Origin of the sequence: Georgenia sp. 311, from assembly GCF_006151955.1 — a bacterium.
GTDB lineage: Bacteria > Actinomycetota > Actinomycetes > Actinomycetales > Actinomycetaceae > Oceanitalea > Oceanitalea wutianyii.
Window position 1 is genome coordinate 1 of the sequence record NZ_VDFS01000025.1, and the last position, 10,399, is coordinate 10,399.

At 73.8% G+C, this 10,399-nt stretch carries 13 protein-coding genes; 1 reads left to right on the plus strand and 12 read right to left on the minus strand.

Going from position 1 to position 10,399, the window contains the following annotated elements; translation table 11 throughout:
* Positions 1-2: 2 nt before the first annotated feature.
* From FHE66_RS05045 to FHE66_RS05075, 7 genes are all read right to left on the minus strand, one after another.
* Positions 3-1,967: a carbohydrate-binding domain-containing protein gene (locus FHE66_RS05045; protein WP_218013619.1), complete on the minus strand. Its 1,965-nt coding sequence runs from the start codon at positions 1,965-1,967 to the stop codon at positions 3-5.
* Positions 1,964-2,740, minus strand: a complete 777-nt coding sequence (locus FHE66_RS05050) for a polyphosphate polymerase domain-containing protein (RefSeq protein ID WP_139071898.1) — start codon at positions 2,738-2,740, stop codon at positions 1,964-1,966. The genes FHE66_RS05045 and FHE66_RS05050 overlap by 4 nt, the downstream gene beginning before the upstream one ends.
* Entirely contained in the window at positions 2,737-3,375 is a 639-nt protein-coding gene (locus tag FHE66_RS05055; protein ID WP_139071899.1) for a DUF4956 domain-containing protein, read from the minus strand. Before FHE66_RS05055 ends, FHE66_RS05050 begins: the two co-directional genes overlap by 4 nt.
* A 102-nt stretch (positions 3,376-3,477) precedes the next feature.
* The gene (locus FHE66_RS05060) at positions 3,478-4,260 is read right to left on the minus strand and encodes an energy-coupling factor ABC transporter ATP-binding protein (protein WP_139071900.1); all 783 of its coding nucleotides are present in this window, start codon (positions 4,258-4,260) and stop codon (positions 3,478-3,480) included.
* Positions 4,257-4,898 carry a cobalt ECF transporter T component CbiQ gene (gene cbiQ / locus FHE66_RS05065; RefSeq protein ID WP_139071901.1) on the minus strand — a complete coding sequence of 214 codons (642 nt, stop codon included), beginning with the start codon at positions 4,896-4,898 and terminating at the stop codon, positions 4,257-4,259. The genes FHE66_RS05060 and cbiQ overlap by 4 nt, the downstream gene beginning before the upstream one ends.
* Position 4,899: 1 nt before the next feature.
* Positions 4,900-5,223 carry a PDGLE domain-containing protein gene (locus FHE66_RS05070; protein ID WP_139071902.1) on the minus strand — a complete coding sequence of 108 codons (324 nt, stop codon included), beginning with the start codon at positions 5,221-5,223 and terminating at the stop codon, positions 4,900-4,902.
* Positions 5,220-5,909 (minus strand): energy-coupling factor ABC transporter permease, encoded by a 690-nt coding sequence (locus FHE66_RS05075; protein ID WP_139071903.1) that lies wholly within the window; start codon positions 5,907-5,909, stop codon positions 5,220-5,222. Before FHE66_RS05075 ends, FHE66_RS05070 begins: the two co-directional genes overlap by 4 nt.
* A 186-nt stretch (positions 5,910-6,095) precedes the next feature.
* Between FHE66_RS05075 and FHE66_RS05080 the strand changes: the two genes are divergently transcribed.
* Complete coding sequence (locus tag FHE66_RS05080; protein ID WP_139071904.1) at positions 6,096-6,920, plus strand: AraC family transcriptional regulator; 825 nt, start codon at positions 6,096-6,098, stop codon at positions 6,918-6,920.
* A gap of 2 nt (positions 6,921-6,922) precedes the next feature.
* On the opposite strand, the gene FHE66_RS05085 is transcribed toward FHE66_RS05080, so the two are convergent.
* The 5 genes from FHE66_RS05085 to FHE66_RS05105 form a co-directional block, all read right to left on the minus strand.
* On the minus strand, positions 6,923-7,405 hold the full coding sequence (locus tag FHE66_RS05085) for a Fur family transcriptional regulator (RefSeq protein ID WP_168202682.1): 483 nt from the start codon (positions 7,403-7,405) through the stop codon (positions 6,923-6,925).
* Between the two features lie 33 nt (positions 7,406-7,438).
* Positions 7,439-8,356, minus strand: coding sequence for an urea transporter (locus FHE66_RS05090; protein ID WP_139071906.1), 918 nt, complete (start codon positions 8,354-8,356; stop codon positions 7,439-7,441).
* 30 nt (positions 8,357-8,386) lie between these two features.
* Complete coding sequence (locus FHE66_RS05095; protein WP_218013620.1) at positions 8,387-9,400, minus strand: urease accessory protein UreD; 1,014 nt, start codon at positions 9,398-9,400, stop codon at positions 8,387-8,389.
* On the minus strand, positions 9,397-10,032 hold the full coding sequence (gene ureG / locus FHE66_RS05100; RefSeq protein WP_139071907.1) for an urease accessory protein UreG: 636 nt from the start codon (positions 10,030-10,032) through the stop codon (positions 9,397-9,399). The genes FHE66_RS05095 and ureG overlap by 4 nt, the downstream gene beginning before the upstream one ends.
* Before the next feature lie 22 nt (positions 10,033-10,054).
* Positions 10,055-10,399 (minus strand): urease accessory protein UreF (locus tag FHE66_RS05105; RefSeq protein ID WP_369692753.1); only part of this gene is annotated, 345 nt, incomplete at its 5' end.

The following is a 10,399-nucleotide window of genomic DNA, read 5'->3' on the forward strand; positions in this document are numbered from 1 at the left end:
GCTCAGGCGGCCGACGTGCGGGCCTCCGGCGACGCCGAGTCGCCCTGGGGACGCTCGCCGTCGGCGGGACGCTCACCGTCAGCCGGACGCTCCGGACGCTCACCGTCCGCCGGGGGCTGGGGCATCTCCCCGTCGGCCGGGGGCTGGGGCATCTCGCCGTCGGCCGGGGGCTGGGGCATCTCGCCGTCGGCCGGGGGCTGCATGCCACCCGCGCCCGGGCCGCCCATCGGTCCGGCGGCGTGCTCCCCGCCGGTGACGGTGGCGACGGTCGTCGCCCCCTCGAGGTCGGCGTCGTCGTGGAGACCCGCGGTCGCCTCGCCGCTCACGCTCGCGCCGACGAGCACGTCGTAGCTCTCGCCCGCGACGAGCTCCGGTGAGGACAGGACGACGGAGGAGAAGTCCTTCGGGGACTCGAACGCGGCGATGACCTCGCCGTCGGACGTCGTGATCGCGACGACCGTCCCGGCCTCCTGCGGGTCGAAGGTGGCGAGCACCGAGGCCTGCGGGGAGTCCGTGCTCGGGGCCGTGGCCATGCCGGAGCTGCCGGTCGCGAGGAGGGTGCCGCCCTCGACGGTGAACTCGCCCATGACGTCGATCGCCCCGTTGCCCTCGTTCGTCGGCCCGGCGACGACGACCGTCCCGCCGGTCATGTCGACGGTCCCGTTGGAGTCGAGGCCGTCCCCGCCGGCGTCGACGACGACCGTCCCGCCGGTGATGGTGACCGAGTACTCCGCGGAGGCCTGCGCCTCCGGGCCGTTCTCACCGTTGCCGCCGGCGGCGTTGATGCCGTCGTCGGCGGACACGAGGGAGACGTCACCGCCGGTGATCGTGATGGCCGCGGCCTCCAGCCCCTCCTCGGAGCGGGTGACCTCGACGCTGCCGCCGGTGACCGCGAGGGACTCCTCGGCGTGCACGCCGTCGTCCCCGGTCGCGAGGGTGAGGTCGCCGCCGGCGATCGTGGCCACGGCGTCGGAGTGCACGGCGTCGTCCGCGGCGTCCACCGTGACGGTCCCGCCGCCGACGACGACGGACACGTTGCCCTTGAGGCCCTTGGCGGAGGCGTCCTCCGCGAGCTCGCCGCCCGCGCCCCCACCGGAGGTGACGTCGAGCGTGCCGTCGCCGACGATGACGTCGGTGGCCGCGTCGAGGCCGTCGGCCCCGGACTCGACCGTGACGGAACCACCGAGGACGGCGACGTACCCGGCCCCGGCGTCCTCCTCGTCGTCGGACTTCAGGCCGTCGCCCTCGCTCGTGACGCTGACCTCGCCGCCGGAGACGACGACGTAGTCCTTGCCGCGGATGGCGTCGTCGGCCGCCTGGACCGCGACCTTGCCGGAGTCGATGACGAGCCCGTCGTTCGCGGCGATGCCGTCGTTCATCGCGCCGGTGACCTTGAGCGAGCCGGTGCCGGTCACGGTGAGGTCGGCGCGCGAGAACAGGGTGCCGTCGGGCTCGTCCTCCCCCGCCGTCCGGGCGGTGTCGGCGAGGCTGTTGGTCGAGCCGTCGGCGAGGACGACGACGGCCTGCCCGGCCTGCTCGACCGCGATCGGCGCGGTGGTCGAGCTCGTGATGTCGGCGCCGTCGAGGACGAGGCGGACCAGCCCCTCCGCGGCGGAGCTGACGACGACCTGCCCGTCGGTGAGCGTGCCGCTCAGCCGGTAGGTGCCGGGCTGGGAGATGGTCACGGTGCTCCCGTCGACGGACGCGCCCTCACCGGAGACCGTGGACCCGTCGTCGGAGAGGTCGATGGCGACCTCGGTGTCGGGGTCCCAGTCGGTCTCGGTCTCGTGGGCCGCGACGTTGGCGGCGAGCGCGTCCTCGACGGACGCGGCGTCGATCTTGAGGTCGACGGTGTCCTGCGCGGCGGCGTCGGGCTGCGAGCCGGAGCAGCCGGCCGCGAGGCCGCCCACGAGGAGGACGGCAGCCATCGGGCGGATGGCGTTGCGCATGATGTGTGCCTTTCTCATCTGGTGGGGGTCGGGGTGGCGTCCAGACGCCGCAGCGTCCGGTGCCAGCGGTTGGAGGGGAGGTCGGGGTGGAGCAGGGCGAGCCCGGTGGCGAACTTGGAGATCCGCGCCGGGCGGTGGCCGCCGGCCCACAGGAGCCGGTCGACCGCGGACGGCGTCGCGCCGGTCTTGGTCTCGACGACGGCGAGACCGGTGGCGTCCCGGGACCTGCCCGCCGGGTCGCGCCACTCCAGGGCGGTGTCGACGGTCACGCGGGCGCCGTCACCGGGCAGGTAGAGCGTGGCGCGCCGGTAGCGGGTGAGGAGCACCGGCTCGAGCCGGTCGACGGGCGCCGGGTCGATGCCCGCGTCGCGCAGCGTCGTGGCGACGAAGGCGCGCTCCTCGCCGGTGAGCCCGTCCGGAGCCCCGGCGGGCCGCGGGCGGCGGACCTTGACGCTCGTGCCGCGCGGGCCGCGGGTCTTGACCTCCAGCCAGCAGGCACCGGAGTCGTAGGTCCGCGTCCGCACCTTGAAGCGTCGCCGACGGCGGTGGGCGGTGGCCGCGAAGGCGTCACCGGCCGGGGTGTCGAGGTAGACCGACTCGTAGCCGAAGGTGCGTCGTCCGCCGATCTCCAGCGCCGCGACGTCGGCGGGGAGCCCGGCCGTGACCGCCTCGGCCTCCTCGTAGGTGAGGAGGTACTTGCGGTCGACGCGGGTGAGCCGTGCGGCGCGTGCCTCGAGCTCGGGCAGGGTGACGGCGGGCAGGTGGTCCAGGGCGAGGTCCGGCGTGCTCATCGCGCCACCGCCGTGCTGCCCACGCGCCGCGCGCCGTCCGCCCCGGTGGGTGCCGGGGCCGTACGGGAGTCCTCCGCGGCGCGCCGGCGCTGCGCCGGCACGGTGTAGCGCACGTCGACGAGCGTGGTGTCGTTGACGAGGTCGAGACGCTGCACGGTGACCTGGTGGACCCGTCCGCCGAGCAGCTCCGCGAGGCACGCGGTGAGCTCCTCCTCCCGGCTCAGCGCCCGGTCGAGGAGCACGGTCTGGGAGCGCATCCGCGGCAGCAGCCGGGGGTGGTCACCGACGTACATGACGGCGAGGACCACGGCCATGAAGGCGGCGTTGACGGTGGGCTCGGTGACGCCGAGACCACCGAGCAGGCCGAGCGCGAGCGCCGAGAAGTAGTACGCGACCTCGCGCTGGGAGAGCTCGCTGGACCGCAGCCGGATGATCGACAGCACCCCGAACAGGCCCAGGCCCAGCCCCGCCCCGACGGTGCTCGAGGAGAGCGCTGCGGCCACCCCGAGGACCCCGACGTTGACGCCGAGGTAGGCGACGGCGAGGTCCCGACGGCGGTGCCGGGGCAGGTAGAGGGCGAAGGTGAGGAGGGTGACGGCGACGACGTCGGCCAGGACGAGGAGGAGGTTCGGCACGCTGGCTCCCGGGACGCGGCTGGGCTGGACGACTCCTATTGCGCCAGCCCGGCCTTCACCGGTCCTGGGACGTTCCTGTGAGCAGCATGTGAGCCCGGCCGGTCAGGTGCCGCCCTGCGTGCGCCCGGGGTCGAACCCCCAGGGCAGCTCCAGACCGTGGGCGGCGAGCAGCTCCTCGTCGGCGAGCAGCTCGCGGGTGGCGCCGTCGGCAACGATCCGCCCGTCGTCCAGGACGAGCGCCCGGGGACAGACCTCGAGCGCGAACGGGAGGTCGTGCGTGACGACGATCTGCGTCGCCGGGAGCCGGGAGAGGGTGGTGGACAGCTCGCGCCGCGCCGTCGGGTCGAGGTTCGACGTCGGTTCGTCGAGGACGACGACGTCGACCTCCATGGCGAGGATCGTGGCGATCGCGGCGCGGCGGCGCTCGCCGAGCGACATCCGCTGCGGGTAGCGGGCCTGGCTGCCCGCGAGCCCGACCTGGGCGAGCGCGGTGCCCACCCGCTCGTCCAGGGCTGCCCCGCTCACGCCGTAGTTGGCCGGACCGAAGGCGACGTCCTCCCCGATCGTCGGCATGAAGAGCTGGTCGTCGGGGTCCTGGAAGACGAGGCCGACGCGGCGTCGCACCTCGAGCACGGTCTCGCGCGACACGCGCAGGCCGTCGACGGCGACGTGTCCGTCGTCGGGGCTGAGGATGCCGTTGAGGTGGAGCATGAGCGTCGTCTTGCCCGCGCCGTTGGGGCCGAGGATCGCCACCCGCTCCCCCGGCGCGACGTCGAAGCTCACGCCCTCGAGCACCGGTGCGCCGCCCCCGGGGTACCCGTAGTGCAGGTCCGCGACCGTGACACCGGCCGCACCGGTCCCCCTCGCGGCGCGCAGCGCCGTCATCGGGCGTCCGCGCGGTACCCGCGGGCGAGCATGGCGAAGTGGATCCGCTCCCCACGGGCGTGGGCCCTGACGAACAGGGCGCCGACCGCCATCCCGAGGACGCGCCAGGCGCCCGGCCCGCGGGCGGTGAACCCGCGCGCCTGACGAGCCATGCGCATCCGGGCGGCCTCCTCGGCGATGACGTCGAGGTAGCGCAGCATGAAGGCGAGGATCTCGGTGAGCTGGCGGGGCAGGCGCAGGCTCTCGAGCGCGGCGACGACGCGTCGTGGCTCGGTGGTGGAGGCGAACGCGATCGCGGCGAGCAGGGCGAGCGTCGCCTTGGCGAGCAGGCCCCACGCGCCCCACAGCCCCTCGACCGACAGCGCCACGCCCCGCACGTCGACCCGGGGCCCGGTGGCGATGAACGGCATGAGCAGCGCGGAGACGACGAACGGCAGCTCGATGAGCATCCCCTTGGCCACGGTGCGCGGCCGCACCCGGCCCAGCGCGAGGACGACGCCGACGACGACGGCGTACCCGCCGAACACCGGAACCCACTCACGCGGGGTGAGCACGACGAGGACGGCGAACGCGACGAGCAGGAGGAGCTTCGTGCGCGCGTCGACCCGGGAGAGGAGGCTCTCGCGGACGGGGGTCACGTCAGCGCTCGCGCGTGCGGCCGCGGGTCAGCCGCCCCACGCCCCAGGCGACGGCGAAGGTCACCGCGCAGCCGACGAGACCGACGATCGCGACGGACAGGCCGGTCGGAAGGCCCGCGACGCTGTAGTCGGCGAACGGGCTCGCGGCGGCGGCGCTCTCGCTCGCCTCGCCGATGAAGCCCTCGGACTCGGCGACGTACTCGAGGCCGTCGGGGTGCCCGGAGGCCCAGACGCTCACGACGCACGCGACGAGCAGCGCGACGGTGAGCGCCCCGACGGTGAAGGCCCGGGCCGAGATCCGGCGCCGCCCGCGCTGCGCGCTCATGCCCGTGCCTCCCGGCCGGTGGCGGGCCGCACGGCCCGTGCGTAGCGCGCCCCGTAGACGAGGTCGGGGCGGGTCGCGAGGACGGCGGAGACGACGACGGCGGTGATCACCGCCTCGCCGACGCCGATCACCAGGTGCCAGCCGACCATCGCGGCGAAGATCGAGGAGACCGGGACGGAGACGGTCCCGCCGACGACGAAGAGCCCGGCGAACACGGCGGCAGCGACCGGCACGGAGAGGAATGCACCGACCGAGGCCGCGGCGGCGACCGACCAGCGCCGACGCGGCAGGACCGCGACCGCACCGCGGAACACCCACCACCCGACGACGACCGTCACCAGGGCGATGAGGGTGATGTTCGTGCCGACCGCGGTGATCCCGCCGTCGGCGAAGAGCAGCGCCTGGACGATGAGCACGACGCTGAGGCACAGCACCGCCGTGCCGGGTCCGACAAGGACCGCCGCGAGGGCACCTCCCATGAGGTGCCCGCTCGTCCCGGCGCCGACGGGGAAGTTCACCATCTGCGACGCGAACACGACGGTGGCGACGATGCCCACCATGGGAACCTTGCGGTCCTCGTCCCCCTCCCTCCGCGCGATCGGGAGGGAGACCGCGATGCCGGCGGCGGCGACGACGCCGGTCGCGATCGATGTCGGGAGGTCGAGAAATCCGTCCGGAACGTGCATCGCGCGACCCTTTCGTTCCCCCCACTCGCGAATGCGAGCGAGTCGCACTTGCCAATCTAGACCGCCCGCCGAGGCCCGGCCAGCGCTAGCGCCGGCCCGGTGGCCGGGTGACAATCGGAGCCGAGGAGGGCCTGCCGGCAGCGCCTGGGGCCCTCTTGTCTGGAGCCTCTGGGGGGACGGCGAACCATGACCGAGATCGTCACGGGGACGCCGGCGTCGGCGCCCGACCGAGGTGCAGGGCTCGCCTGCGCCCGGTTCGGACGGGTCGTGCTCATCGGCCCGCGCACGGTCCTGCGAGTGACGCAGGGGGCGAGCGCCGGTCAGGTGGCCTCGCCGTTCACGGCGCTGGTCCACACCCGCGAGGGGGCCACCTCGCGCAGTCACGTCGTCTCGTCCCGGACCGGCCTCGCCCCGGTGCTCGGGCTGGGAGAGGACGTGTGCGCGATCGTCGTCCCCGACGTCCTGCTCCCGCCCCGGGACGTGGTGGAGGCGGTGGTCCCTCTCGAGGACGGCTCCCTCGCGCGGGTCTCGCGCGAGATGACCCGCGCCCTGTGCACCGCCGTCCAGCCCGGGCGCTCCCCGGCCTCGGACACCGCCCTGGAGGACCTCGCGGTGGCGATCGTCCGGGACGTGCTGCGTGAGCACCATGCGGCGACGCGGACCTGGCCGGAGGACTCGGACGACATCCGGCGCCTGGCGTGGTCGACGATCGCCGAGCGGCACTGCGACCCGGAGTTCGCGGTCGCCACCCTGGCCCGCGAGCTGCACGTGAGCAGACGCCAGCTCTACCGCAGGTTCCCGGACCCGGTGGGCCCTGCGGACCTCATCACGCGGTACCGGCTGTCCACCGCCGCACGGCTCATCCGCGAGGACCCCGCGCTCGCGCTGTCCGACGTCGCCGTCCGGTCCGGGTTCTCCGGCGTCGCGACGATGCGCGCGGCGTTCGTCGCCCGCCTCGGGGTGACCCCCGCCGAGTACCGCGAGCACCACGACGTCGAGCGGACTGCCTGAGGTCAGTCCGGCGAGACGCACCGTTCGCACAGGCCGACGAGGTCGCTGTGCCGGGCGTCGAGCCGGAACCCCGCGCGCCGGAGCAGCTCACCGACGTCGTCCAGCGCGTCGGCGGGCAGCACGACGACCGTGCCGCAGCGGTGGCAGTAGCCGTGCAGGTGCTCGTAGCCCTCACCCGTGGCGGCGAGGTGGTAGCTGGTGGCACCACCCGGCAGCCGGCGGTATGCGACGACGCCGGCCGCCACGAGCAGGTCCAGGGTCCGGTAGACGGTGGCCCGGTGGACGGTCGAGTCACCCAGGGCTGCGACGACCTCCTCGGCGGTGAGGTGGTCCGCGCTCGCGGAGAGGACGTCGAGCACGGCGCGCCTGCCCGAGGTGATCCGCTCCCCCCGGGCGCGCAGCGCCGCGACCGCGGCCTGGGCCGAGCGCGGCCCCGCGGCGTGGTGCACGTGGTCGTGCTCGACCTCTCGCGCGGTGCTCGACATGGGCCTCATCGTGCCACCCGGCAGCCCGGTGGCCTAGGACCGGTCGAGCCCCTTGACCGAGTACGCGACGATGAGCGCGACCCACGTCGTGAGGATGTAGGGCCAGGTGTACGTCTCGAGGCCGAGGCGGTGCATGAGCAGCGTGACGACCGCGGTGACGACGATCCACGGCAGGGAGTACAGCCAGGAGGCCGTCGAGCTCTTGAGGAACGTCACGCACAGGGCGATCGCGGTGAGGACGCCGGAGTAGTTCGCCAGGCCGTTGGCGATCTCGCTCCACTGCTCCCCCATCGCGATCGCGGTGAGCGACCCGAGCGCGCTGCCCAGCAGGCCCGCCAGGCCCACCCGCCAGCTCGCGATGAACAGCCCGAGGAGGATCGCCGCGCCCGCGAAGGGGTTGTCCACGAGGACGACCTGCGACACGTTCGTGAGCAGCGAGAGGAAGAACGCCTGGACCGGCTCGTCGGGGAGGTCGGAGGGCGAGGAGGACACCGCGAGCGACGTCGTCGACAGGACGATGATCGTGGCGACGATGACGAACGGGGCCGTCGTGTAGGGCAGGTTGTACTTCTTCAGCGCGGTCTTCGAGAACAGGGCGTCGATGAGCCACGTCACCGGGCCGGTGAGCAGCCCGCCGCCGAACGCGAGCGCGTAGCACCACCACTCGTCCCCGCCGAGCGCGGCGAACACCGCCGCGCCGACGAGGGTGCCGGAGAAGGACTGCATGCCGGAGGCGACGTTGGAGGGCGGGTAGCCCATGGCGCGCCCTCCGAGCGCCCCGCCGAGGGCACCGATGAGTGCGAGGACCCCCATGCGCCAGTCGGCGATGAAGAACGCGGCCAGGACCAGCAGGCCGGTGATGACGTTCACCTGGAAGAAGATCTGGGACGGTCCGCGCAGGAGGGCGAACCCCCAGGGCGCCAGGCCTGTCTGCTCGCTGGGCGTGGTCACGACGCACCTCCGTTGTCCATGGTGGGCGGGCTACTTCCTGATCGTGGGTGCCGGGCTCCCGGTGAGGAGCTCGTGTGCCGCGCGGGTGGCCGACCGCCACACGGCCGCGGCAGCGACGGTGTCGTTCCCGACGAAGCGGAGCCAGGCCCCGGAGCCGACGGGCAGCGTGCTGACGCCGAACCGTCCCTCGGGCGCGTGCGAGAACGCGTCCTCCGCCGCGGCGTGCAGGACGTCGGCCACCTCCTTGGCGGGCACCGCGGTCGTCACGACGTAGATCGTCGAGACGACGTCGAGCGAGCCGAGCACCGCCGGGCCGCCGCTGCGCCCGTCACGGGGCACGAGCCGCACGCGGTCGACGGCGACGGGTTCCCCGTCCGGCCGGCGCACCGTGAAGTCGCTCGCCAGCGCCGAGAACTGGTGGCGCTCCCCCCGGCTGAGCCGCCCGGAGTACACGGTCTCCCCGGCGACGAGCGTCGCGCTCTCCGCGAGCGTGACGTCGGTGCGTTGGTAGAGGCGTGAGTCGCGGTACGGGATGAGCGGGTCGGGCAGGTACTCGACGTAGGCGCCGGGCGCGAGGTCGAGGTTGACGAGCGCCGTCGCGTAGCCCGACTCCATCCGGTAGACCTTCGTGTGCGCCTGCGTCGTCACGTGCGCCGAGGTGCCCTCACCGAACCACAGGTCGGTCCGCTGCCGGTCGTTGTGGAGGATGCCTCCCCCGGTCGTCATGACGTAGGTGTAGGGCATGTCGGGCCGCGCCTCGTCGTAGTACATCGGGCGCATGATCTGCAGCGGCGTCTTCTGGTAGTGCCGCACGAGCTCGGTGCGCTGCTCCCCTGCCGGCCCGCGCACCTCGAAGCCGAGCTCGAGCAGGCCCACCTTGCCCGACGTACCCACCGGCAGGGTGTGCGCCGCCGTCCCGTACCGGGAGACCTCCGCCGGTACGTGGGCGGGCTCGTAGTGCGCGGCCGACAGTCGCTCGGGCGGCGCGCCGGGACCCGGCAGCGCCGTCGTCCGCGGCGGGTCCACGACGCTCTGCCCGGTCACGCGATCAGCTCGCCCCGCCGCGCGTGCCACGTCGCCATGATCGTGTCGAACAGCTCGGCGACGCCGGTCCCGTCGAGGGAGTTCGTGAGGACGACGGGCTTGTCGCCGCGGACCGCGTGGGCGTCGCGGGTCATGACGTCGAGGTCCGTGCGCACGTACTGGGCGATGTCGATCTTGTTGATGACGAGGATGTCGCTGTCGGTGATGCCCGGCCCTCGCTTGCGCGGCATCTTCTCCCCCTCGGAGGTGTCGAGGACGAAGACGAACACGTCGGCCAGCACCGGGGAGAAGGTGAGGGTGAGGTTGTCGCCCCCGGACTCGTAGATCAGCGTGTCGATGTCCGGGAAGCGCTCGAGCATCTCGTCGCCCGCGGCGAGGTTCATCGTCGGGTCGTCGCGCACGGCGGTGTGGGGGCAGGCACCGGTCTCCACCCCGAACACCCGGTCCGGGTCCAGCGTCCCGGCCAGGGCCCGCCGCACGTGGTGGGCGTCCTCCTGGGTGTAGATGTCGTTGGTGATGACACCGGGCGTGCGCCCGGCTGCGATGAGGATCGGGACGAGCGCCTCGGCCAGTGCCGTCTTGCCCGAGCCGACCGGCCCGCCGATCCCGATACGCAGGACGTTCTCACTCATGCGGTTGTGCCTCTCTCGGTGGTCAGGTGGTGAAGAGCCGCGCCTCGGCGCGTTCGTGGGCGGCCGACATGACGTCCCCCATGGGGGCGAACCCGCCGATGTCCGCGACGGGCCGGGCCATCGCGTCGGCGACCACCGCCTCGATGACGGGCTGGGCCCGCCGGAGCATCACCTGGTTGCTCCGGTGGTCGGTGAGCCGCAGCCGCAGCGCGGCCCCGGCGTAGCTCACGGCGAAGGCGAAGAGGTCGGAGGCCACGGCGGCGGCCGTGGGCACCCCCACTGCCGCGTAGCAGACTGCGGTGACGACCGGCTGGCAGCCGGGCACCTCCTTGGCCTTCACCCGCGCCGCCCACGCGGCCACCTCGGG

Coding starts and splice junctions, on each gene's coding strand:
- FHE66_RS05085 (WP_168202682.1), bottom strand. CDS start 7,405: ATGTCGAGCACCGCGCGAGAGGTCGAGCACGACCACGTGCACCACGCC.
- FHE66_RS05060 (WP_139071900.1), bottom strand. CDS start 4,260: ATGACGGCGCTGCGCGCCGCGAGGGGGACCGGTGCGGCCGGTGTCACG.
- FHE66_RS05045 (WP_218013619.1), bottom strand. CDS start 1,967: ATGAGAAAGGCACACATCATGCGCAACGCCATCCGCCCGATGGCTGCC.
- ureG (WP_139071907.1), bottom strand. CDS start 10,032: ATGAGTGAGAACGTCCTGCGTATCGGGATCGGCGGGCCGGTCGGCTCG.
- FHE66_RS05050 (WP_139071898.1), bottom strand. CDS start 2,740: ATGAGCACGCCGGACCTCGCCCTGGACCACCTGCCCGCCGTCACCCTG.
- FHE66_RS05070 (WP_139071902.1), bottom strand. CDS start 5,223: ATGAGCGCGCAGCGCGGGCGGCGCCGGATCTCGGCCCGGGCCTTCACC.
- FHE66_RS05075 (WP_139071903.1), bottom strand. CDS start 5,909: ATGCACGTTCCGGACGGATTTCTCGACCTCCCGACATCGATCGCGACC.
- FHE66_RS05080 (WP_139071904.1), top strand. CDS start 6,096: ATGACCGAGATCGTCACGGGGACGCCGGCGTCGGCGCCCGACCGAGGT.